Annotated in this window: 22 protein-coding genes; 5 read left to right on the top strand and 17 right to left on the bottom strand. The window is 39.9% G+C overall.

Going from position 1 to position 23,448, the window contains the following annotated elements; genetic code table 11:
* Window positions 1-92: 92 nt before the first annotated feature.
* From BUF13_RS18430 to BUF13_RS18420, 3 genes are read right to left on the bottom strand one after another with little or no spacing between them, the layout of a single operon-like run.
* Entirely contained in the window at window positions 93-1,388 is a 1,296-nt protein-coding gene (locus tag BUF13_RS18430; RefSeq protein ID WP_073573296.1) for a TRAP transporter large permease, read from the bottom strand.
* 1 nt (window position 1,389) lies between these two features.
* Window positions 1,390-1,878: a TRAP transporter small permease gene (locus BUF13_RS18425; protein WP_073573295.1), complete on the bottom strand. Its 489-nt coding sequence runs from the start codon at window positions 1,876-1,878 to the stop codon at window positions 1,390-1,392.
* 14 nt (window positions 1,879-1,892) lie between these two features.
* Window positions 1,893-2,882, bottom strand: coding sequence for a TRAP transporter substrate-binding protein (locus BUF13_RS18420; RefSeq protein ID WP_073573294.1), 990 nt, complete (start codon window positions 2,880-2,882; stop codon window positions 1,893-1,895).
* A gap of 224 nt (window positions 2,883-3,106) precedes the next feature.
* Between BUF13_RS18420 and BUF13_RS18415 the strand changes: the two genes are divergently transcribed.
* The gene (locus tag BUF13_RS18415; protein ID WP_073573293.1) at window positions 3,107-4,753 is read left to right on the top strand and encodes a UxaA family hydrolase; all 1,647 of its coding nucleotides are present in this window, start codon (window positions 3,107-3,109) and stop codon (window positions 4,751-4,753) included.
* On the opposite strand, the gene BUF13_RS18410 is transcribed toward BUF13_RS18415, so the two are convergent.
* From BUF13_RS18410 to BUF13_RS18390, 5 genes are read right to left on the bottom strand one after another with little or no spacing between them, the layout of a single operon-like run.
* Complete coding sequence (locus tag BUF13_RS18410) at window positions 4,750-5,781, bottom strand: Gfo/Idh/MocA family protein (protein ID WP_073573292.1); 1,032 nt, start codon at window positions 5,779-5,781, stop codon at window positions 4,750-4,752. The genes BUF13_RS18415 and BUF13_RS18410 overlap by 4 nt on opposite strands.
* Entirely contained in the window at window positions 5,778-6,791 is a 1,014-nt protein-coding gene (gene yiaK / locus BUF13_RS18405; protein WP_073573291.1) for a 3-dehydro-L-gulonate 2-dehydrogenase, read from the bottom strand. Before yiaK ends, BUF13_RS18410 begins: the two co-directional genes overlap by 4 nt.
* A gap of 42 nt (window positions 6,792-6,833) precedes the next feature.
* Entirely contained in the window at window positions 6,834-7,217 is a 384-nt protein-coding gene (locus tag BUF13_RS18400; RefSeq protein WP_073573290.1) for a VOC family protein, read from the bottom strand.
* 10 nt (window positions 7,218-7,227) lie between these two features.
* Window positions 7,228-7,986, bottom strand: coding sequence for a rhamnogalacturonan acetylesterase (locus tag BUF13_RS18395; protein ID WP_073573289.1), 759 nt, complete (start codon window positions 7,984-7,986; stop codon window positions 7,228-7,230).
* Between the two features lies 1 nt (window position 7,987).
* Window positions 7,988-9,661 (bottom strand): glycoside hydrolase family 28 protein, encoded by a 1,674-nt coding sequence (locus BUF13_RS18390; protein ID WP_073573288.1) that lies wholly within the window; start codon window positions 9,659-9,661, stop codon window positions 7,988-7,990.
* A 575-nt stretch (window positions 9,662-10,236) separates the two neighbouring features.
* Between BUF13_RS18390 and BUF13_RS18380 the strand changes: the two genes are divergently transcribed.
* A complete protein-coding gene (locus BUF13_RS18380) occupies window positions 10,237-11,631 on the top strand; it encodes a tagaturonate reductase (protein ID WP_073573286.1) in 1,395 nt (464 codons plus the stop codon).
* Here BUF13_RS18380 and BUF13_RS18375 read toward each other — a convergent pair.
* The 8 genes from BUF13_RS18375 to rpsT all read right to left on the bottom strand — a co-directional run bounded on the left by BUF13_RS18375 (window position 11,628) and on the right by rpsT (window position 18,854).
* Window positions 11,628-12,392, bottom strand: coding sequence for a zinc-dependent peptidase (locus BUF13_RS18375; RefSeq protein WP_073573285.1), 765 nt, complete (start codon window positions 12,390-12,392; stop codon window positions 11,628-11,630). The genes BUF13_RS18380 and BUF13_RS18375 overlap by 4 nt on opposite strands.
* A 51-nt stretch (window positions 12,393-12,443) precedes the next feature.
* Window positions 12,444-14,009 (bottom strand): ribonuclease Y, encoded by a 1,566-nt coding sequence (gene rny / locus BUF13_RS18370; protein ID WP_073573284.1) that lies wholly within the window; start codon window positions 14,007-14,009, stop codon window positions 12,444-12,446.
* 70 nt (window positions 14,010-14,079) lie between these two features.
* A complete protein-coding gene (locus BUF13_RS18365; protein ID WP_073573283.1) occupies window positions 14,080-14,364 on the bottom strand; it encodes a cell division protein ZapA in 285 nt (94 codons plus the stop codon).
* Window position 14,365: 1 nt separating this feature from the next.
* Window positions 14,366-14,650, bottom strand: a complete 285-nt coding sequence (locus BUF13_RS18360) for a hypothetical protein (protein WP_073573282.1) — start codon at window positions 14,648-14,650, stop codon at window positions 14,366-14,368.
* A 4-nt stretch (window positions 14,651-14,654) separates the two neighbouring features.
* On the bottom strand, window positions 14,655-17,069 hold the full coding sequence (pheT, locus tag BUF13_RS18355; protein ID WP_073573489.1) for a phenylalanine--tRNA ligase subunit beta: 2,415 nt from the start codon (window positions 17,067-17,069) through the stop codon (window positions 14,655-14,657).
* A gap of 115 nt (window positions 17,070-17,184) precedes the next feature.
* Window positions 17,185-17,802 (bottom strand): DUF1684 domain-containing protein, encoded by a 618-nt coding sequence (locus tag BUF13_RS18350; RefSeq protein WP_073573281.1) that lies wholly within the window; start codon window positions 17,800-17,802, stop codon window positions 17,185-17,187.
* 3 nt (window positions 17,803-17,805) lie between these two features.
* The gene (gene radC, locus BUF13_RS18345; protein WP_073573280.1) at window positions 17,806-18,501 is read right to left on the bottom strand and encodes a RadC family protein; all 696 of its coding nucleotides are present in this window, start codon (window positions 18,499-18,501) and stop codon (window positions 17,806-17,808) included.
* A gap of 98 nt (window positions 18,502-18,599) precedes the next feature.
* Window positions 18,600-18,854, bottom strand: coding sequence for a 30S ribosomal protein S20 (gene rpsT, locus BUF13_RS18340; protein ID WP_073573488.1), 255 nt, complete (start codon window positions 18,852-18,854; stop codon window positions 18,600-18,602).
* 210 nt (window positions 18,855-19,064) lie between these two features.
* Between rpsT and BUF13_RS18335 the strand changes: the two genes are divergently transcribed.
* Entirely contained in the window at window positions 19,065-20,000 is a 936-nt protein-coding gene (locus BUF13_RS18335; protein ID WP_073573279.1) for a zinc dependent phospholipase C family protein, read from the top strand.
* Window positions 20,001-20,043: 43 nt separating this feature from the next.
* The gene (locus BUF13_RS18330) at window positions 20,044-20,400 is read left to right on the top strand and encodes a four helix bundle protein (protein ID WP_073573278.1); all 357 of its coding nucleotides are present in this window, start codon (window positions 20,044-20,046) and stop codon (window positions 20,398-20,400) included.
* A gap of 51 nt (window positions 20,401-20,451) precedes the next feature.
* Here BUF13_RS18330 and BUF13_RS18325 read toward each other — a convergent pair whose 3' ends face one another.
* The gene (locus BUF13_RS18325; RefSeq protein WP_073573277.1) at window positions 20,452-21,759 is read right to left on the bottom strand and encodes a pyridoxal phosphate-dependent aminotransferase; all 1,308 of its coding nucleotides are present in this window, start codon (window positions 21,757-21,759) and stop codon (window positions 20,452-20,454) included.
* Between the two features lie 150 nt (window positions 21,760-21,909).
* Between BUF13_RS18325 and BUF13_RS18320 the strand changes: the two genes are divergently transcribed.
* Window positions 21,910-23,316, top strand: coding sequence for a sulfatase-like hydrolase/transferase (locus BUF13_RS18320; RefSeq protein ID WP_073573276.1), 1,407 nt, complete (start codon window positions 21,910-21,912; stop codon window positions 23,314-23,316).
* Window positions 23,317-23,448 lie beyond the last annotated feature (132 nt).

Here is a 23,448-nt window from a genome sequence, read left to right as displayed (position 1 = left end):
CGAAGTCGAAATGTTGATTATTTCGACTCATTTGGACTTCGACTCCGCTCAGGTAGACAAATTTTATATTTTTGGGACAGCCTCTTGATTTATTAAACCCCAAATACTCGAGGCAACCAAAGCGATATTTCTGGGAATGCCATAATCAAGATCAGGGCAACGATCATCGCAAAGAAGAAAGGCAAAAGCGGTTTGATGACTTTTTGAATACTCGTTTGAGCGACTCCAACTCCAATAAACAGAATGGATCCCACAGGAGGTGTACACAAGCCAATACAAAGATTTAGTACCATCATGATCCCGAAGTGTACTGGATCAACACCCAAAGCCGTCACGACTGGTAGAAAGATAGGCGTAAAGATCAAAACTGCAGGAGTCATATCCATAAACACCCCTACAAACAAAAGAATCAAGTTAATCATGATCAGGATTACAAAAATATTATCACTCAAGGATAACAATGAATTAGAAATACTTTGAGGAATTTCTTCCGCTGACATCACCCAAGACATCGCCATAGAAGTAGCAATCAAAAGCATGACGACCGCTGTAGTTTCAGCAGACTTCAACAAAACAGCTGGCAAGTCTTTCACTTTTAATTCTCTGTATATTAATGAAAGCCCCAAAGCATACAAAACAGCTATCGCGGATGCCTCTGTTGCTGTGAATACTCCTGCTATAATCCCTCCAATTACGACGATCAAAAGGAACAAACTAGGAATTGCTTTCCAGAACGTGGACAAAACTTGCTTAATTGTCGAGGCTTCTCCTGAAGGAAGCTTTTTGATCTTAACCATTACTGCGGCTGTGATCATTAACATAACTCCAACCAACAAGCCCGGTAAATAACCTGCCACAAACAACGCAGCAACAGAAACTCCTCCTGAGGCTAAAGAATAAACGATCAACACATTGGAAGGTGGAATGATCAATCCAGTTGTGGAAGAGGTGATGTTAACTGCGGCTCCCAGTTCTTTTGGATAACCTTCTTTCTCCATTCTTTTACCTAAGATTCCTCCCATTGATGAGGCTGCTGCTACAGCAGATCCAGCAATTGCTCCCATCAGCATGGCTGCAATCACATTTACATGCAATAAACCACCTGGAAGTCTGCCTGTAATTGCTTTTGCAAAGTCAATCAATCGATTGGCTATCCCTCCCCGGTTCATGAGCTCTCCTGCGAGTATAAAAAAGGGAATTGCAAGCAAGGAAAAACTATCTAATCCCGTCCCCATACGCTGTGCGATGGTTGTCATCGCAGGTAAAGTCGAAACTGTAACCAACAAAGTCAAAAGGCTGGAAAGACCTAAACTCCAAGCAACAGGAACACCTATTCCCAAAAAGAACAAAAAGGATATTACTAGAACTAAAATACTTAAGGTCTCCATTTCAACTGTTTTTTAGCTCTTGGTTCAACATAACAATTCTACTGATTTGGTAATAAATCACGAGCAATCCACTGAAAGGAATCACTACATAAACGTAGGCCAATGGAATCTGCAAAGCAGCGGAGTTTTGACCCAAAATAAAGGTGATATAAACCAAGTTGACACCACCAATCACCATTGCTGCCAAGGCAAAAAGCATCACAAAAACATGAATTAGCATTTGAGTTTTGATGCGATTGGTAGGATTCATTTTAGTCAAAACAATGTCAATAGCCAAGTGCTCATCTTTTCCGGCCACATAAGCAGCTCCGAGCATCCCTACCCATATCAACATGTATCTAGCCAGCTCATCTGTAAAGGAGCTAGGGTCATTCAAAATATATCTTGAGCCAACTTGCCAAGATACATTGATGACCATCAATGCCATCAAGAGGATCAAAAACACCTCTATCCAGCGATCAATTGTATTTTTTATACTGGGAGAAAACATTCCTTTGGGATTTATTATTGTACTTCTCTGATTGCCTGGACAATTTCATAGATTTCAGGCTGCTCAACTTTAAGTTGATCATATACCCCTTCTACAGCTTTTCGGAAAGGCTCTTTGTCAGGATGCGTGATGGTTACACCTGCTTTTTCCAATTCTCTCAAAGATTCAGCTGTGGATTCAGCCCAAAGTTTCTTCTCATGAGCTGCAGACTCATACGCTGCTTCTTGCACCCATTCTTGCTCCTGTGGGCTCAAGAGATTCCATACCTTCGTGCTAATAATTACCACATCAGGAATAGCTGTATGTTCATCTAGGCTATAAAATTTACAAACTTCGTAGTGCTTGGAATTGTAAAAACTCGGTGCATTATTTTCAGCAGCATCCACAATTCCTTGCTGCAAAGCAGTGTAAAGCTCACCATAGGAAACTGGAGTCGGAGAACCTCCCATGGCCTTCACCATATTGGAAGCTGTCTGACTTTCCATTACTCGAACTTTCAAACCTGCCAAATCAGCGGGAGTCTCCACTGGCTTATCCTTGGTATAAAAGCTTCGCTTTCCTGCGTCATAATAGCACAAGCCTCTCAACCAATATTCCTCACCATCCAAAAGAAGCTGTCTTCCAATATCGCCGTTGAGAATTTTTTCTTGATGCTCATCATCTCTAAAAAGATATGGCATCCCAAATACTTGCATAGTAGGTGCAAAACCTTCTAAAGCAGAAGCAGAAACTTTGGTCATTCCCAAACTACCTATTTGAAGTAGTTCCAGAAGTTCTCTTTCAGTTCCTAATTGCTGATTTGGATAAACTTTGACGATGATCTGACCTCCTGATTTCTCCTCAATTCTTTCTGCCAAAAACAGCATGGCAGCATGAACGGGATGAGAGGTTACTTGGGCATGGCCCATTTTTATAATCTTTTTAGTCTGAGGCCCTTGACAGGCTCCAAGCAACACTAAAAGGAAATAAAATAGAAGGTTACGGATTTGGGGTTTATGAAGCATAAAAGTTTTACTACTCTACAACAAGTATAACTTTTTCTGAGCGGAAAAACCCGAAGATTTACGGAAACGATTGTTTTTCCTAAATAATAGTCCAAATTCCCTATTTGTGGGTAAAAACAACTGTAGGGAACATCTTTTGATATATTTTTCAAAAATTTCAAAAAAATAAAAGACCTTTAGGGGCTGAACTAAAACCTCAACCAACCTATTTTGCCAAATATTATATGAGCAAGGAAAGTTTGCAAATACACCCAAATGACAACGTGCTGGTCGCTCTCAGAGATTTGGATGCTGGAAGCACTTTGACTTTTGGAGAGTCCCAAATAACATTAAAAGATCACATTGCTGCAAAACATAAACTTTCACTTCAGGATCTTGAGCCAGGAGATGAAATTATTATGTATGGCATCACTGTAGGCAAGGCTTTGGAAAACATTGAAGCCGGGAGTGCCTTGACAATTGATAACATAGCCCATAAAACCACTGCCTTCGGAGAGAAGTCTGCAGATCTGGATTGGATCAAGCCAGATATCAGCCGATTCAAGGACAAGACTTTTATGGGATACCATAGAAATGACGGAAGAGTCGGTACTCGAAACTATTGGGTAGTTATTCCTTTGGTTTTTTGTGAAAACAGAAATGTCGGCGTCATCAAAGAAGCATTTTTGGAAGAGTTGGGTTTTGCAAAGACCAACCCTTACAAAAACTTGGTAAGGGAAATGGCTGACCTTTATAAAAATGGCAACCAATCTGCTATTGAAAACCTTGCCTCTGGCCCTTCTGATTCCTCTGCTTCTTCTAAAATTTTCGACAATATTGACGGCATTAAATTCCTTACCCACCAATTAGGTTGTGGTGGAACTCGTCAAGATTCTGAAGCTCTTTGTGCTTTGTTGGCAGGATATATCGCCAATCCGAATGTGGCAGGTGCAACAATACTAAGCTTGGGCTGCCAAAATGCTGAAGCTGAAACCCTTTTCGAAAAACTGAATCAATTCAGCCCGAATCATGGAAAGCCAACCCTTCTTTTTGTTCAGCAAAATGAAGGAACAGAAGCTCAAATGTTAACCAAGGCGATCAAAAGCACATTCTTGGAGCTTACCAAAGTCAATGAACAAAAGAGAAAGCCTGCTTCTTTGAACCATTTGGTAATGGGGCTCGAATGCGGTGGATCAGATGGATTCTCTGGAATTTCTGCAAACCCAGCAGTAGGATACGCTTCAGACTTGTTAGTGACACTTGGAGGAAGCACTGTTCTATCTGAATTCCCTGAGCTATGCGGAGTAGAACAAGAATTGATCAACAGATGTGTTGATGATGAAAAGGCGGAAAAATTCGCGCATTTGATGGAATCCTATAATTCTAGAGCAGAAGCTGTTGGATCTGGATTTGACATGAATCCATCCCCTGGAAATATCAAAGATGGCTTGATCACAGATGCGATCAAATCCGCAGGAGCAGCCAAAAAAGGTGGGACATCACCAGTTCAAGATGTTTTGGATTATGGAGAATTCGTAAAGAATCCTGGACTTACTTTGCTATGTACTCCTGGAAATGATGTAGAATCCACAACAGCTATGGCAGGCGCCGGATGTAACGTGATCTTGTTTACTACTGGATTGGGAACTCCAACTGGAAACCCGGTAAGTCCTGTTATAAAAATCTCAAGCAACACGAAATTGGCTACAAAAATGCCAGACATCATCGATATCGATTCAGGAGGAATTATCTCTGGCGAAAAATCGATTCAAGATGTCGGTGAAGAAATATTGGAATACGTCATTCAAGTCGCTAGTGGAGAAACACTTACGAAAGCCCAGCAATTAGAGCAAGACGACTTTATTCCTTGGAAAAGAGGAGTTTCCCTTTAATCAATAAAAGGAAACTCAATCGTTTTATTTTGGCGAGAAGATAGGTAGATCCCTCGGATCAACTCTACCGATTTTCTCGCCATTTTTGCGTCTACATTATTTGGCTTACCTGAATCAAGAGCCTCCAAAAACTCTTTCCATTGAGTTTGATGCAATTGATAGCCAATAGCCATAGGGTCAGCCGCTCCAGAGCCCTCCGCCTCATTTTTTATTTCCAAAGGCTTCTCTCCTTTTATATTCCAGGCAATCAATTTTCCCCCTTCCAAAATCGCGCTTCCTTTACTTCCAAAAACTTCTAACCTCTCTGGATAACCTGGATAAAGTGCAGTTGCAGCAGTGATACTTCCCAATGCTCCAGATTTGAATTCCACCATTGCCATGGCCAAATCTTCAGCTTCTATGTCGTGGAATGAAGTTTTCACTTTGGCATTGACAGACTTGACATCTCCGGTAATATTCAACATCAAATCTAAGGTATGGATCGCCTGATTGATCAAAGCACCACCACCATCTCCTTCAATGGTGCCCTTATACTGGCTAGTTGCGTAATATTCTTCGGATCTATACCAATTGATATGGGAGTTGACCAACAAAAGCTTTCCAAAAGTACCATTTCGGACTCCTTCCACTATTTTTTGGTAATCCTCTGAAAATCGGTTTTGGAAAATCACCTCCAACCGGACATTATTTTCCTCGGCGATTTTTGTCAATTCATCTGATCGGGACAAAGTTACTTCGATCGGCTTTTCTATGACCAAATGCTTTCCAGCTTTGGCTGCGGCAATGGAAGGGATCAAGTGATGTCCACTCGGAGAGCAAATGCAAACTATATCCATTCCCGGAGTAGAAAGGAATTGATCCATGTCGGTATCCACTTTCATTTGAAACTTTTCCTCAGCACGCTTTGCAGATTCTGGATTGGGATTAAAAAGTGCCAAAACCTCCGCATTACTCAAGCCATTTACTGCCTCAATTTGCTTTCCCGTAATTGCTCCTGTGCCGACTATTCCTACTCCGTATTTTTTCATGATTCTTTAAATTTTAAAATTTCATTCCAGACTTCCTGATCTACAGGGATTCCAGATTTTAAATTCATTTGTCTATTTCGAAGGACATTTTCCCCCGGATAAAAAACTTCTTTTCCATCAAAAACTTGGGAGCTTTTCAGATCCTGAATGATTGACTCAGCCTTGGTTTCAGCCCATTCTTCTAGCTCCAGTTTCTTTGGATCCAAAGCTAAAAACACTTGAGACAAGCCTTTTTCAACCCCAGATTTATCAACCTCATGGGTACTATCACCCCCTGAAAGAATCGAAGCTAATAAATCTAATACCAAAGACAATCCTGCTCCCTTCCACATTCCCGCAGGCAAAGCCATGTCATTCTCAATGATCACATTGGGATCTTTGGTCAAATTACCATCTGTATCAAAACCTGCTTCGTAAGGAGTTTTCGTACCTGCTCGAGCAAAATTAGAAAGCTTTCCATATGCAAATTGAGACATGGCCATATCCAATACAATTGGGCCTTTCTTTCTTGGAATGGCCACGATCAAAGGATTATTCCCGAGCTTCGGTTCGCTTCCTCCCCAAGCAGGCATATTGGCCTTTGTATTAGTAAAACAAATTCCAATTTTCCCTGACTCTACAGCCTGCCAGCCAAAATTTCCTCCACGCATCCAATGATTGGTTTGCTTCAAAGCCACGCAGCCTATTCCAAAATTCTTAGAGATTTCAATGGCTCGTGACATTGCGAAGCTCGCATTTAAATTACCCGGTCCCAGCTGTCCATCCCACCTTTCAAAAATACCAATACTGCTTTCCAAATCGGGTTCCTTGGAGGGATCTACATAGCCATTTTGGATGTATTTCAGAAAAACCGGAAACCTATTGACTCCATGGGAACGAACACCATCCAAGTCCGTCTTAGCAAATAAATGAGCACTTTGATCTGCTCTTTCCTCAGAAAACCCAAACTGGATTAGGACTTCTTTTAGAGTCTGTTGCAATTCATCATATGAGATCAAAAAATCACCCATAATTCTAATCTTAAGGAATTTAGAATGAAGCTCAAAAGAAATTTAGATCATCGGAACAGCTCTTTTACAAAGCTGCAGGCAGATTCCCCAAGGGTCTCTTAGCATCACCAAATGTGATCCATCTGGCAAAATATTATCAGAAAACTCAGTAGCACCAGCTTCTATCAATCGCTTTTTGTCGGCTGTCGGATCTTCTGAAACTAAGGCTAAATGCACTGCCAAGGGATGTAAGCCCACAAAATCCAAAGTTTCACCTTTTGGATTGCTGTATATCTCCAACATCACTGTACCACTATCATCCGCCAAAAACGTCATGTAAGGAGGTTCAGTCATTTTCTTCTTCACAGTCAATCCCAAATGCTCCTCATACCATAAAGATGTAGCCTGGCTATCAGGGACATTGATAGCAAAATGTTCAAATTTCATTTGTCTTGTTTTAGTCTTTTAAATATTTCACCAATTCCGGCAATTCCCTTCTCAGCTCCTCAACAGCCAAGTCACTGACCTTAAATGCACCTGTTGGAGAAAGATGGGTATTATCTTCTTTTCCATCAGGAAAAACTGAATAATCACCTGGTTTGTAATGCAAAAACAGTTCTTTGGATTTCTCCTGACCAAATTGTTCAATCAGAGCTATGGTCTTTTTATGAAGTTCAAAAAGTGGAACAGATTCATCTGAGGCAACCTCTCGTACCACCACTGAATATTTTCCATGGGTATCTGTCAAAAATCCATTTTCATCAAAACTTCTCCTTGAGATCGGTGTAGCCAACACGGGCTTTCCCCCTTTCTCTCTCACTTCTTTGATAAATCGAGTTAGGTTTTGGCGAAAAGTGGAATCCGCATAGGCGTCTTTATCCTCTTTATTGATTTTCTCATCATTGTGCCCAAATTCGATAATCACATAGTCTCCAGACTTCATTCTATCCATAACTACATCCCATCTACCCTCAGACCTGAAACTAGCTGCACTCCTTCCATTTTTTGCATGGTTTTCAAATCGAATCCCTTCTTTGAAATAAAGTGGAAAAACCTGTCCCCATCCTTTCTCGGGATTGCTACCTGCATAAGGTTTATCAGCCATAGTAGAATCACCCACCATGAAAACAGTGATCTCCTCCTGAGGCTCATCACTTTCGAATATGGTAACAACAAAAAGGGAAAATAAAGAAATCAGGATTACAATTAACTTCATATCAATTCATTTTTACTGCATTCGCAGGAAGTCCGGTTCCTTTTAAAATCTGGTCTGGTTTAGAAAAATCTGCCTTATTCAATTCCACCCGATTGGAATTACCCAAAATCCATACTGCAGGCTTTCCGTTTTCTTCGAATTCGAAACCGCTAACGGTTACTCCCTGGCTATTGTAAATGGTCAGAGGCACCTCATTGGTCCCTAAAACCTTTACATTGATGAGTTCTAGTCCTGAAGCATCAATTGCTGTAATCCCATTTTTAGCATCCAAAACAGCGTTTTCCAATCGCACATTTTCCAATTTCATTTCAGGTAGCCCCATGAAAAATGCTGCAGTTTCTGAATCGGTGACTTGGATGTTTTTCATACTGATATTTCTGAAAACCGGAGTTTCTTCAGTCACTGGAATTAAATTTTCCTGCCTTTTTTCATCTTCTTCACTTTGGTCTCCTTCTATGATCGGACTATTTCCTGTGTAGAACATATTGAACCCGATTGCTTCAGTCGGAATGCCAATCATATCAATATTGGAAATCCAAATATTCTCTACAATGCCACCTCGTCCCCGGGTACTTTTGAATCTCAATCCTATATCCGTACCCATGAACGTACAATTGGATATATGAATATTCTTCACTCCGCTGGACATTTCACTCCCCACAGTCACTCCCCCATGTCCGTGATAAACCACGTTATTTTTGATAATGACATTTTCAGTGGGTATTGCCCGATCCCGACCGTCTTTATCCTTACCTGATTTGATACAGATGGCATCATCTCCTACATCAAATGTATTATTATAGATCAATGCATTTTTACAGGATTCCAAATCCAAACCATCTCCATTTTGGGAATACCAAGGGTTTCTGACATTCAGATTTCTGATGATCACATCTTCACTCATCAATGGGTGAATGTTCCATGCCGGTGAATTCTGGAAAGTAGGGCCATCCAACAGCACACGCTTACTTTCACGGATACTGACCATCACTGGCCTAAGGAAATCTTTCATCTTCTCAAGTTCTTTTCGGTCCTTGATATCAGGTACATTAAAGCTACTACTGGCATGATATCCATCCAAAAATGACTGGGAAGGGTACCAGTTTGAACCTTCAACGATCCCGCCTGATTTCACCAAATTGTTCCATTGGTTTTCTGTCACTTTATCTCTCTTCACCGCCCTCCAAGCATCTCCACTTCCGTCTATAGTGCCTTTTCCTGTTATTGCGATGTTCTCCACCTGATAGGCATTGATGGGGGAAAGACAGCGTACAGTGTTTAGGCCTTCGAAACTTGTATCTACTAATGGATAATCCTCTTTATCCCTACTAAAAATAATCAAAGCTCCATCTTCCAAATGAAGATTAATATTACTCAAAAGTGTGATTGGACCAGTTAGCCAAATTCCTCTGGGGACAATCACCTTTCCACCTCCATTTTTAGAAACTTCCTCTATGGCAAGTTTAAAAGCATCAGAGTTTTTGGTCAGACCATCTCCGACTGCCCCAAACTCCACAATGCTTCTTTTGAAATCAGGAAAACTGGTTTCTTTGACTTTGGGCATCTCAAACTCCACTCCCTTATATATATCTTCCAGGTTTTGCTGGGCCTTGACTAGAGGCTGAAAGAGAAGTATAAATAAGATTAGTATGGGGCTGGTTAATTTTAATTTCATCACTTTGGGTTGTTATTGGTTGTTAATTGGATGGACTCTAATCTTGATGTATCAGCCAAATTTAAACCTATCTAATTCGGCGATTCCATTTTCATTGCAATTGGCAGTTTTGGTAGCAAAGCTCCCAAATTTAGCTTCAATCCCTATTCTGTTTAAGTTAAAGGCTTTATTTTAACATTGTGCAAACCATTCCAAAAACAGAATAAAAAATCCAATTAAAAATTGAATTCAATTCCTTCTGGAAGGGAATATAATTTAGACTCAACAACCAAATTAACAGAACTCTAAACATAGGCTGACCGGGAGTTTATTCAATTTGACCTTATTTTTAGATAAATACTCAACAATTAGGCTCTCACGTCTCACTTATGAAAGAATCAATCGTCCAGAAATTTCGGGTTTGAATTGTTTTCCAAAAACCAATAACAACCTATTGATTTGAAACATCTTATTTATTTCTTTTCCATAATTCCGGACTCCCATGGTTTATTCTAATTTGCAGGACAGTCCTCAAATTAGCATCCACTATATTTCCAAAATTATCCTTCCCCCAATCCTAATAATTATCAAAATTCATGAAAACGCTTTCAAAATCAGAAGTAGATTTCACTTTTAGACCTGTCAAAATCCTCCAATATGGTAACGGTAATTTTTTGCGTGCCTTTGCAGATTGGATGGTCCAAAAACTGATCGATCAAAACCTATTTGATGGAGGAATTCATACTGTTCAAATTCATTCTCCCAAAGCGGATCCAAAAATGATTGAGCAGGACTGCTTGTTTCATGTGTTGGAGAAAGGGTTGAAAAATGGAAAAGTATTTGAAGACACTACCTTGATTTCCTGTGTTCAATCATACTCTTCTATTTATGAATCCTATGAAGATTATTTGATTTTGGGAGAAAATCCGGACTTAAGATTTATCCTTTCCAACACCACCGAATCTGGAATTCAATTCGATTCCGATGACGATGAACCCAAAGAAATACCGACTACTTTCCCAGGGAAATTAACTGCATTGCTTTACCGGAGATTTCAGTTTTTCGATGGAGATATTTCAAAAGGACTACACTTTTTACCCTGCGAGTTGATCGAGAAAAATGGGAGAAAACTCAAAGAATGTATCCTTCAATATGTAGATCTATGGAAGCTTCCTGAAGGCTTTGCAAAGTGGATTGAAGAAGGCTCTTATTTCTATGACACCTTAGTTGATAGAATTGTCCCCGGCTTCCCTAAAGATGGAAGTGATATTGAATTTGAAGACAAACTTCAGGTGATGGCTGAGCCTTTTCATTTTTGGGCGATCGAGGGACCTGAGAAGATTCAGGAAGAACTTCCTTTCCCGAAAGCCGGACTGGATGTTTCTTTCGTAGCTGATTTGACACCTTACAGAACTAGAAAAGTCAGAATCCTCAATGGAGCACATACTTGTCTGGTACCTTATGCATATTTGCAGGGCCTGAGAACCGTCCGCGAGTCTGTGGAGCACTCTGAGATCGGAACTTGGCTCAAAGAGCTCATAGCAACCGAAATCGTCCCAATTTTGGATATGGACAAAGGAGAACTTGAGACTTTTGCGAATGCAGTCTTGGAACGGTTTGCCAATCCATTTATCCGGCATGAATTGAAGTCCATTGCTTTAAATAGCATTTCAAAGTTCAAAGTCCGAGTACTTCCTTCTATTCTCGATTTCTTCAATCAAAATGGAGCTTGGCCAGAGAAAATGATTACTGCTTTTGCTGCCACGATCTTATTTTATAAAGGAGATGTAAATGGCGAGACAATGCCTTTGAATGATTCATCGGAGGTGATTACTTTTTTCGAAGTGGCTTGGAGCAATCCTGACAAGAGTAAAATGATTCAGGCGATTCTACAAAATTCAAGTCTTTGGGATCAAGATTTAAGTTTGCTGCCAGGACTTCAGGAAGCGTTGGTAACATCACTTGAAAAACTGGAGGAGAAGATAGCTTAGGCTGATTTTAAGGTAATAGGATCTTGACGAAGGAGCTGAACCAACAAATGGTATAGCTCCTTTTTCCTTAATTTGAATTCCTCCGGTCTTTCAAAGAAATTCTCCAAGGCTACTGCAAAAAACTCATCTTCATCTACTGAACCTCTTTCTCTAAAAAAGTCATCGGTTCCTATTCGGATTTGCTCTTTTTCTAATTCAGAATGTTTTAGAAAATCTCTCCAAATCCCAGGGTGAAGGAAATTGCTTTCCTGATTGTAATGAATTTGATTTTCAAGTTTCAAAGCGTGGGCCACTTCATGCACTCCCAGATTTACACCATCTTGGTTGTCAACAAAGCCATCCACGAAACATGACCATGAAAGTACAATCATCCCAAATCTTGGATTGACCTCACCACGATGATATTGTTTGGAAATGGTCGAGTAATAGGTATCTGGATAGATCAAGATCTTTTTGAAATGACTTAAAAAGACCTTCCAAAACCCGAAAGTCACCTGGACGATAGAAGCTCCTATCATTAATTTCATTTCCATTGAAACCTCCTTCATTCCTCCCCTTGGGATAAACTTCTTTTGGGAAACAATCATTTCCAATTTCTTCCGAAACTCTCTTTGATGTTGTGGTTTGAGCGTGGAATAATATGGAAAATGCTTTTCCAAAAGCTGTATATCGGATGGCTTCAACCGATAATGAAAAAGCAGGAAATAGAGACCTTCGAAGGCCTCACCGATTAATTGAAGATAACTGGCTTCTAAAAACATAAAAAAAGCAGCTGGTTTTCCAGCTGCTCTAAAATAGTAGTTTTTCTTATTTTATCTGGCATAATTCACTGCTCTCATCTCACGAATCACAGTGATTTTAATCTGACCAGGATATTGCATTTCTTTTTCGATCTTCTGCGAGATATCAAATGAAAGCTTTCCTGCAGTTTGATCGTCTACATTTTCTGCATCTACCAAAACTCGTAGCTCCCTACCTGCCTGCATTGCAAAGCATTTGTTTACTCCATCAAACCCAAGTGCTAGCTCTTCCAACTCTTTCAATCGCTTGATATAGCTATCCATGATCTCACGTCTAGCACCAGGTCTAGAACCGGAAATCGCATCAGACGCCTGAACAATTGGCGAAATCATGGAAGTCATCTCAATCTCATCGTGGTGAGCTCCAATCGCATTGCAAACTTCAGGATGCTCTTTGTAACGCTTGGCCAATTCCATACCCAAGATTGCGTGAGGCAATTCTTGTTCTTCTGGCCATACTTTACCGATATCATGAAGCAAGCCTGCTCTCTTCGCCAACTTGGCATTCAAGCCCATTTCGGCTGCCATGGTAGAGGAAAGTTTTGCGACCTCTCTGGAGTGTTGCAACAGGTTTTGACCATAAGAAGATCTAAATCTCATTCGGCCGACCATTTTGATCAATTCTGGATGCAAACCATGCACTCCCAAATCGATACAGGTTCTTTCACCAATTTCAACGATCTCTTCTTCGATGTTCTTCTCAGTTTTCGCTACTACTTCTTCGATTCTTGCAGGATGGATTCTACCATCCTGAACCAATCTATGAAGTGACAATCTTGCGATCTCTCTTCTCACTGGATCAAAACCAGAAATGATGATTGCTTCTGGAGTATCATCCACTACAATCTCAACACCGGTAGCAGATTCCAAAGCACGGATGTTTCTACCTTCACGTCCGATGATTTTCCCTTTGATATCATCGCTATCGATATTGAATACTGACACGCAGTTTTCAACAGCATGCTCAGTAGCTGTTCTCTGGATGGTATCCAAGACAATCTTTTTAGCCTGCTTAGTTGCTGAAAGTTTTGCCTCGTCCAAAATGTCTTTGATTTGAGAAGACGCCTTGGTCTGAGCTTCTTCTGTAAGCATAGTGATTAATTGCTCTCTTGCCTCTTCCCTGGTCAATCCAGCAACTTTTTCCAAATCAGCGATTCTCTGATTTGTCACTTTGTCCAACTCTTCTTTTTTGACTTGAACTGCATGAAGCTGAGCATTTAGATTCTCTTTTTTGGAATCCAATTCAGCTTCTTTTCTTTTCACATGCTCTAGCTCTTTAGCTACCTGCTGCTCACGCTGCTTAACCTTATTCTCATTGGTAATGATGATGTTCTTTTTACGGGACATATCATCATCAAATTCGGACTTTAGCTTCAGATACTTTTCTTTCGCCTCAAGGATTTTATCCTTTTTCATGGACTCTGCGGAAATCTCTGCCTCTCTCAACATTGATTTGACTTTGTCGCGAGTCTCTTCTTCTAATTGCTTGTGTTTATTTTTAATAAAAACGCCCGCAAGCGCAGCTCCTGCACCAAGGCCAACAAGGCCCGCCAGGATAATATATAGTACGTCTCCCATAGGTTGTTTTGGATATAAATGAACCTGTAGGAATCCTGAAAAATTCGGGAAATCAGTGGGATTTTTTCAACTATACAACTTTGGACAAAATGGAATTTATATTGGCTATACTACTGCGAATATGTTCACTATCCTCGGCTGTCACTTCATTGGTTTCTAGGGATTCCACCATGCAATCAAAAGCCACCATGGCTAATAAGTCCTGGTTGTCATCCAAACCAAATTCAGTTTTATATTTCCTCAATTTCTCATTGATCAGTTTGCCAGCATGGCGGATTTTTGATTCATCCTCCACTTTGACTCTCATAGGATATTCTCTATCCCCTATTTTGACTCGTATGGCAAGTGTCTCCATATCACTCGGATAAGTAGGTGATCAAATGATCTATTTCTTGTATATAATTATTGATTAATTCACTCATTTCGGCCGAATCCCCTGGATTCACCGGTCGGTTGTCCACAATGTTACTAATTTTAATCTGTTTTTTAAAATGGTCGATTTCCTGCTCTTTCTTCTCCAAATCCGCTGTCATATCCGCCATCTTTTGCTTCAATAGGCTATTTTCTTCAGAAAGCACCTGAAGCTTTTGCCCAGCCTGATAAGCTAGTTTTTCAAGTTTTTGCAGTTCCTCGTGAATCATATTCTTAAGTTCGAATAACAGCGCCTACCTCATTTTGGAAGGCCTGAATCAATTTACTCATTGTTTTATCAATTACCTTATCGGTCAGAGTATTTTCCTGATCCTGTAGGTAAAAACTCAACGCATAAGCTTTCTTACCCGCTTCGATTTTTTCTCCTTGGTAGACGTCGAAAACACCAACTCTTTGAAGCAATCTTCCGCCAGCTTTTAATGCTACGGATTTCACAGAATCGTAGTTGACAGATTTATCAATTACCAAAGACAAATCTCTTCTTACCTCTGGGAATTTGGAGATCTCCTGATACTTTTTCAATCCTGAAGCTTTTTTGCAGATCAAGTCCCAATCCAACTCAGCGAACCAAACTTCTTGACGTACTTCTGCCAACTTCAACATTTTGTCATCTACCAAACCGATTATTCCAAGTTCTTTCTGGCCAAGCATCAACTTCAATCCATAAGCAAATGGCTGAGTTTCGATCATGGAAACATCTCCAATTTGAATCCCCAACTTCTCCAGCATTCTTTCTACAGTGGAATACAAATCCGAGAAACCAAAAGCTCTAGCTGGCTCTAACCAACTCTCAGAAGAACGATTACCGCTATGGAAAATTGCCAATCTCTTGCCTTCTTGGTATCCAGTTTCTGCTTTTTGATACACTGTACCAAATTCAAATGCTTTGATATCAGTTTGTCTTCGGTTGATATTTCTTGCCAAAACTTCAAGTCCGCTGAAGAGCAAAGTCTGTCTCATGACACCTAGATCTTCACTCAATTTATTGTATATCTCTACATTCAATTGTGGATCCAAATATCCAGACTTTTCAGAATAGGATGGCTTGGTCAAGCTATTGGTAATCATCTCATAATACCCCTGTCCAGACAAAATCTCTGAAAGACGATATTGTAATTTGTTCAGATCCTTAACCGGATGATCCGCTAAGAAATCAGTACTCAAATTATTAGAAAGTAATACTTGATGGAAGCCATGAATTCTCAAAACTTCTTCAATGATATCAGCTTCTCTCGTCACATCTACTCTGTATGGCTTTACAATTGCCTTGAACCCAACTTCAGTTTCATCAACAACTTGGATATCTAAAGACTCCAAAATAGTCTTCACCTCAATTGGATCAATCTTCTTTCCGATGAGACGGTTGATGTGACCATATTCTACATCGATCTCAAAATCCGCTACAGGATTAGGGTACAAATCGATGATTTCAGAGCTCACTTTTCCTCCTGCAATCTCTTGCAACAATTTCACTGCTTGCTTCAAAGCAAAAACAGGCATATTTGGATCTGTTCCTCTTTCAAAACGGAAAGATGCATCTGTTTTCAGACCATGGAACTGAGCTCCTTTACGGATCACATCCGGAGAGAAATAAGCAGACTCCATGAAAATTGAGGTGGTTTCGTCAGAAACTCCAGAACCGATTCCTCCAAAAATCCCCGCAATACACATTCCTCCATTTGGATCACAGATCATCAATTCTTCGCCGGAAAGCTTTCGCTCTTTTTCGTCCAAAGTGATGAATTTAGTGTCTTTAGGAAGCTTTTTAACGATGACTTTCCCTTCAGAAATCTTATCTGCGTCAAAAGCGTGAAGTGGTTGTCCCAAATCATGCAAGATGAAATTGGTGATGTCCACAACGTTGTTAATCGGCTCTAAATCCAAGGCTTTCAAGAAATCCTGCAACCATTGCGGAGAAGGGGCAACCTTCAAGTCAGAAACAACGATTCCAGCATATCTCGGACAGTCATCAGCATTTTCTACCTCAACAGAAATCTTCGGTCCTTCAGCTTCAATTTTGATTTCAGGATCAGCATCTATCGCCAAATCTTTTCCTAAAAGAGCTTTCAAATCTCTGGAAACTCCCAAATGGGAAGCTGCATCGGCACGGTTTGGAGTCAAACCGATTTCCAAAACCTGATCATGGGTTACTGGAATCAATTCAGATGCAGGAGTACCATTTGGTAAATCAGTACCCAATACCATAATCCCTGCATGGGAAGTACCAATCCCCAATTCATCCTCAGCACAAATCATTCCTTGTGAAACTTGCCCTCTGATTTTTGCTTTCTTGATGGTGAAAGGCTCTCCTTCGGTAGGATAAAGCGTAGCTCCAACTGTAGCTACCAAAACCTTCTGACCTTGGGCTACATTTGGCGCTCCACATACAATTTGAGAAGGCTCATCAGCTCCAATATCAACTGTGGTCAAGCTTAGTTTGTCTGCATCGGGATGCTTCACACAGGTCAGTACTTCACCGATCACAATCCCTTCAAGTCCACCCGGTATTGAAATAAATTCATCAATCCCTTCTACTTCCAAACCAGATTGTGTCAGCAATGCACCAACTTCTTCAGGACTTTCGGTTAAAGGGATATATTTTTTTAATCGATTGATTGAAATTTTCATGGAATAATTGGGTTTGGCCAGAAAAAGCTCCAGCCGCATAAACAAAAAGGGTTCGAAAACCCCATTTTACCTTGAAATGCTCACAAATTTAACAGATTTGGAACAGCCAAAAAGGCTAATCTTTGTAATTTTTCTCTCCAGCCTCAATAGAAATGTTCAATAAATTCTCTTTGGGAGGCAAAGGACAGGCATAATCTGGATTATAAGCACAATACGGATTGTAGGCCAAGTTGAAATCAATGGTGATTGAGGTCTTTCCGTCTTGCCTTACATTGATGTAGCGACCTCCTCCATAAGTATCTCGCCCGCTGGTTTCGTCAGCAAATGCCAAGAAAAAATTCCGCATATCTTTTTCATCCACAGACTGAAGCAGCAACAGTCGATTTGTCTTTCCATTCAACTCAAATTCAGCATAGGAATGCTCAATGTATTTTTCCACTGAACCATCTGTCATAGGAACTTCACGCATCCGTTTTTCTTCATTGGAAATCAACCTCGCCTTCACTTTATAAAGCGGGTCAATAGGATAAAAATCCAACTCCTTGAAATTCTGCTTTTGTTCGTCAGAAAGGGGTGAATCGATATTGTATCGGATAAATTTGTATTGTCTTTCTCTCTCTGCTTCAATTTTTTCCAAATAAACTTCAGGATCCTCAGCGCTAGTAAGCATATAGCCTACTGCAGCAAGAACAACAACTGAAACAAAAATGATTAGGATAGTATTGGTCTTCATAATTTATAGCTCACCTTCATCGGCGAAGCTAAAATAGCCAGTATCTGTAAAAATCACATGATCTAGCACCGGCAAATCCAAAGCACGACCGATTTCGACCAACCGTTTGGTCAATCTTTTATCTTGCTCCGAGGGAGTTAAAGAGCCACTGGGATGATTATGAACTAGAATCATAGATTGTGCCAAGTGCTCCAAACCCACTTTAAAAACTACTTTTGGATCAACCACTGTTCCTGCCGTACCTCCTTGAGACACAAGATGCTTTTTGATCACCTGATTGGATCGTGAAAGAAGGACAAGGTAAAAAAGCTCTACTTGTTCATCCAGCATTTCAGGTTTCATTAGATTATAGATATCAACAGAACTTGTGATTTTCACTTTTTTCTGAGGCTCAGAATCCTTTCGTCTTCTACCCAACTCCAAAGCACTTACAATTGAAATCGCTTTTGCTTCTCCAATTCCTTTGAACTTCTTCAAATCCTGAATACTTAAACGAGCCAATAATGCCAAGTTATGCTCAACGGACCCCAAAATACTTCGCGAAAGATCAACAGCACTTAAAGAAGCTGTTCCTGAACCAATCAGAATAGCAATCAATTCGGCATCAGAAAGGGCTGATTTGCCTTTTAAAAGTAATTTTTCCCTAGGTCGGTCTTCTTCAGCAAGCTGACTGATTTTTAAAGAGGAATAAGTCTCCATAGCTTTCAATTAAAAAATTAATCAACTAAAAATATCTAAAAATTAAACATAAAAAAACCCCGCACAGCGAGGTTTTCAATGAAATTTCGTCTCAAGGATTAACCAATAGCGTTAACGAACTTAGCCAATCTTGATTTTTTGTTATTAGCGTTGTTCTTGTGAATCACATTCTTCTTCGCCAATTTATCCAACATAGAAGATACTTTCTTGTACAACTCCATTGCTTCTACTTTATCAGTAGCAGCCTTAAGTTTCTTGATGAAAGTTCTTGTGGTCTTGGCCTGATATCTGTTTCTCAAACGCTTCGCTTCGTTAGCACGAATTCTCTTAAGAGCTGATTTGTGATTTGCCATATCTTGATTTAAATAAAGTTCTTTACGTTCCCCTATACCGAATTGGAGTGCAAAGTTATTGTAAATTATTAATACTGCAAAAGGAAATGTGAACATTCCTTAGCAAGACGAGAAATTTTAAGATGCAAAAAGCCATCAAAACCCTCATTATTTGGCAAATATAGCTGTTTTTGATACTTTTTACCTTTCTAAATTCTGATTATTTTAAGAATGAAGTTTTTTATCATACTTGCTTTTTACTCTTTCATTTTGAAACCGACCCCTATTTTCTGGGGATTTTATGCTCATTCTTTGATCAACAGGATGGCTGTATATTCTTTACCTCCCGAATTAATTAGTTTTTACAAGCCTCATATCCAATTCATTACAGAAAAGGCAGTCAATCCTGACAGAAGAAGATATGCAGTCGAAGGAGAAGCTGAAAAACATTATATCGATTTGGACCATTATGGAGATTCTGCTCAACATATACTTCCTATTTATTGGAATGAAGCAGTCGAATTAATTGGAGAAGACAGCATAAGGCTCAATGGGATCGGCCCTTGGTCAGCCTATTTTACTTTCCTGAACTTGACCAAAGCGATGGAAGAAAAAAATGAATCCGCAATTCTTCGGCTCTCTGCTGACTTAGGTCATTATATCGGGGACTTGAATGTCCCGCTTCATACCACGATGAACTATAATGGTCAATTGACAGGTCAGGAAGGAATCCATGGTTTTTGGGAAAGTAGAATCCCAGAATTACAGGCTACTGATTATAGTCTTTGGGTTGGAAAAGCGGAATATATCAAAAACCCACAGCTTGCCATTTGGGATGCAGTTCTCGAAGCTCATAGCTTGGTGGATTCTGTATTGTTGATTGAAAAAGAATTGACTCAAGAATTTCCTGAGGATCAAAAGTTCAGTTTTGAAGAAAGGAATAAACTTACGGTGAGAGTTTACTCCCAGGATTTTTCGAATACCTACTCAGAAAGACTTGATGGCATGGTGGAAAAACAAATGAAGAAAAGCATCAAAATGATAGCTGACTTTTGGTATACCGCTTGGATCAACGCCGGACAACCCAACCTATCAAACTTAGATCATGTAATAATTGAAGAAGAAATAATAGTCCCTGATTCAAGGATTAAAGTGAGAGAGCATTAAAAGTCAGAATTCTAAATTATGAAAGCTAAAAAAGGACGCCGACATGGACAAAGACCTTAAGCAAAGAACAAAAGCATTCGCTTTGGAAATCATTAAGCTTGTAACCGAACTCCCAAAAACAACGGCTGGGTTTGAATTAGGAAAACAAATAGTTAGATCTGGAACATCCATTGGAGCAAATTACAGATCTGCACAGCGAGGTCGGTCTCGAGCAGAGTTTATTTCAAAGCTTTCAATAGTTCAAGAGGAAGCAGATGAAACAGTTTTCTGGCTTGAATTAATCTTTGAATCAGGAATTATAACTGAAGAAAGAATTAAACCACTACATAAAGAAGCTTGCGAGTTAACTGCAATTTTCACCACTATGATAATCAATGCCAAGAGGAACTCTCAAAGTTAATCGGTCTAAGTTTTAGATTTTTCACTTAAGAATTTAGATTTTCTCAAACTTCTATTTGCCCTTCAAATACTCCTTAATCGCTTTCCCTAATCGCGTAAACGTATCCTTAAACACCTCTTCTTTTTCTTCCAACAAAGTCACACGGAACCCCCTCAAATCTGAGCAGAAAGAGGAAATTGGAACCACACAAATTCTTTCGGATGCCAATAGGTAATAGACAAATCTTTTATCCAAAGGCATTGTAGGATCAGAAACCCAGCCTTCCACCAAAGTTTTGAGTCTTGGATCTTCCACTTCTAACTTTTGATCAGGATTCAACACTCCTTCATCAAAAACGATGGTATTATAAAAAGCTCCTTGAGTCGGGTTGAATTTTATCCCAGGAATATCGCCTAGTATCTCGGCCATCCATTCACTTCTTCTTCCGATATCATTATTCGCCTTAACACGGTATTCATGATACGCAGGATGACTCATTATAATAGGTATAGCCAATTGAGGCAAGATGGTGGAACAAACCTCAATCATCTTGGCATTTTCCAGAGTCTGACAAAGCTTAGAAAACTCTTTTGATGATTCCCGATTATAAAACTCCATCCAACCACATCTCGCACCCGGCCAAGGGAATTCTTTAGATATCCCTTTCAATGAAATAGCTGGTCTATCTCCCAAAACCTCAGCTAAGGGAACGGCTTTGATTCCATTATAGGTGATATTCTGGTAGATTTCATCCACTACCAAAAGAAGATTGAACTCCTCGGCGATTTTCACAAAGCCTTCCAAAACCTCTCTAGGATAAACCATCCCCGTCGGATTATCCGGATTGATGATTAAAATCCCCACGATTGATGGATTGTATTTGACTTTCATGTACAAATCATCCATATCAGGAAGCCATTGATTATCTGGATCGAGCTTATAGGTAATCGGAGCCGTATTTGCGTGAGCAGCTTCTGCAGAGCTATGGGTAGAATATGCCGGTGAGGGACCAATGATCCTCGCTGTTGGCACCAAGAACTGGTACAATTTTGCAATAGCATCACCCAATCCATTGAAAAAGAGAATGTCCTCTGCTGTAATTTGAGTACCTCCCAATCCATTGTTCAAATCGGCAAGAAATTGTCTAGTTTCCAACACACCTTTGGAGTCCGCATATCCATAGGTTTTATCCTGTTTCAACAGATCAGAAATGATTTCTTTCATCCAATCTGGAACATGGTTGTTCTTTTGGATCGGATCACCAATATTTTCCCAAGTCATGGAATACCCCAATGACTCGATTTGGCGGGCTTTTTTTACGATGCCTCGAATTTCGTAGGACAATTCCTCTGCACCGGGTCTAAGAAGCAGCTGTCGCATAGGTTACTAGGTTTGAAAAATTAAGGTACAAAGAAAGGAAAAAGAGAAGTAAAAAAATGAGGAATCAGACTTTTCTCCTAAGAACTTTCTCAAAATGAATAGTATCTTCAAAGCCACATTTTATAAAACCTCATTATTTCAGTTTACAACATGATCCGTTCAGGTTTCACATTCTCAATTGTTCTTTTCTCCCTAATATTTCATAATTCTTGGAGCCACAATCTGCCAGACACCACTAAATACAACCTCGTTCTTATAGTTGCAGATGATCTGGGATATGGAGATCTGGGTTTTACAGGAAGTACTCAAATCAAAACCCCAAACATCGACCAACTTGCAGCCTCTGGTGTGACTTTTACACAAGGATATGTCTCTTCAGCAGTTTGCAGTCCTTCGAGAGCCGGATTGATCACAGGGGTAAACCAAGTGGAATTTGGACACGACAACAATTTAGCAGAGAACCAACCTGGCTTTGATCCTGAGTATTTGGGAATGCCACTATCTCAAAAAACCTTGGCTGATTTACTAAAACCATATGGTTACGTCAATGGATTGATTGGCAAATGGCATTTGGGAAAGGAACCACAGTTCCATCCACTGAAAAGAGGCTTTGATGAGTTTTGGGGATATACAGGAGGAGGCCATGATTATTTTGAAGCCTTACCTGAAGGCAAAGGTTACAAAGAACCTATAGAATCAAATTTCAAAACTCCGGCCCCTCTTACTTACATTACCGATGATGTGGGTAATGAATGTGTCGATTTTATCACTAGACATAAAAGTGAACCCTTCTTTCTTTTTGCTTCTTTCAACGCACCACACACTCCTATGCAAGCTTTGGAGGAAGACTTGGCTTTGTATCAAAATATCCTGGATGAAAAACGACGAACCTATGCAGCCATGGTTCATCGCTTGGATATCAATGTGGGAAAAATCATACATTCATTGGAAGAAAACGGGATCAAAGAAAACACCTTAGTGGTATTCATTAGTGACAACGGCGGGCCAGCAGACAGCAATGCGTCCATCAATGCTCCCTATAGAGGTCAAAAAGGAATTTTGTTGGAAGGAGGAATTCACGTTCCATTTATCTTAAATCTTCCTGCCAAATACCCTGAAGGTCAAATCTCCAATCAAACTGTCAGTTCTTTGGATATTGCTCCGACATTTTTAGCATTGGCAAGTCAGGGAAAATCTGAGTTAAAGGGATTTTCAGGAGTGGATTTAAACCCTTCTTTAACAGGCTCAACTTCAATTGAACTTGAAAGAGAAATCAAATGGAAATTCACCATAAGCCGGGCAATCAGACATGGAGACTGGAAGCTGGTAAGTATACCTGACAGATTGCCTATGCTTTATAATTTGAAAGAAGATCCTTCCGAGCTTAATAACTTGGCATTGGAAAAATCAGATATCACTCAAAGCTTATTAAAGAAATTAGGTGACTGGGAAGTAAGTTTACCTCACCCAGTTTTCTTGGAAGGAGCCCAATGGCGAAAAAGACAATTGAGTTTATACGATGAAACTTATCAATTGACTCAGCCTGAAAAAGAATAGGCTTTTTCAAACTTCTTTATTTTAGTCAGTCTGAGTCATTAATATTCTTTGAACAATCAAAATGGATATGACAGGCTATCTATGTTTGGGACTTTTGAAAGACCAAAAGTCCCACAAAGTCGTGTTAGACAC

Origin of the sequence: Algoriphagus zhangzhouensis (assembly GCF_900148515.1) — a bacterium.
Lineage (GTDB): Bacteria > Bacteroidota > Bacteroidia > Cytophagales > Cyclobacteriaceae > Algoriphagus > Algoriphagus zhangzhouensis.
The sequence above is the reverse complement of the archived record's forward strand: the minus strand, read 5'-3'. Positions and strand labels throughout refer to the sequence as shown.